Source organism: Citrobacter sp. VF227, assembly GCF_052950715.1.
Genome location: NZ_JBRFVF010000156.1, coordinates 1 through 613, shown reverse-complemented (window position 1 = coordinate 613; position 613 = coordinate 1). Strand labels below are relative to the sequence as shown.

The following is a 613-nucleotide window of genomic DNA, read 5'->3' as shown; positions in this document are numbered from 1 at the left end:
GCCACGACGGCGGGTGTGGCGGGCTGGCGCTCCAGGGTGCGGTAGATGGTCGGCCGGGAGACTGAGAACAGCTCTGCCAAGTCGCTGATCGCGTAGTCGCCGGTATCGTACATCCGACGCAGTTCCTTTTGCTGGCGATCCGAGAGCTTGGGCTTCTTGCCGCGCAGCTTCCCCTTGGCGCGTGCCACCGCCATGCCCTCGCGCGTGCGCAGCCGGATCAGGTCCGCCTCGAACTCGGCAAACGTCGCCAGGATGTTGAAGAACAGCTTGCCCATCGGGTCGGACGGGTCGTGCACGCTGGCGCCGAGCTGGAGCCTCACACCCCGTTCCGCGAGCGCGTCGCCAATCGCGCGCGCGTCCGGCACCGATCGGGCCAGCCGGTCGAGCTTGGGTACTACTAGGGTATCGCCACTCCGGACCGCGGCCAGCGCTTGGTCGAGGCCCGGGCGTGCCCGGTTCGTCCCCGTGAAGCCCTTGTCAGTGTAGATGCGGTCAGTCGCCACCCCGAGCTGGAACAGCGCGTGGCGCTGGGCAGCGAGGTCCTGCTTGTCGGTCGAGCAGCGGGCATAGCCGATCAGCACATGCGTCATGAGCGGGACTGTAACGTACAGGG

The 613-nt window shown here is 67.7% G+C and carries 1 protein-coding gene; it reads right to left on the bottom strand.

Annotated features, from left to right (window positions below; translation table 11 throughout):
* Positions 1-590: recombinase family protein (locus tag ACU8YC_RS25615; RefSeq protein WP_446896052.1), on the bottom strand; the 590-nt coding region annotated here is incomplete at its 3' end.
* Between the last annotated feature and the right edge of the window lie 23 nt (positions 591-613).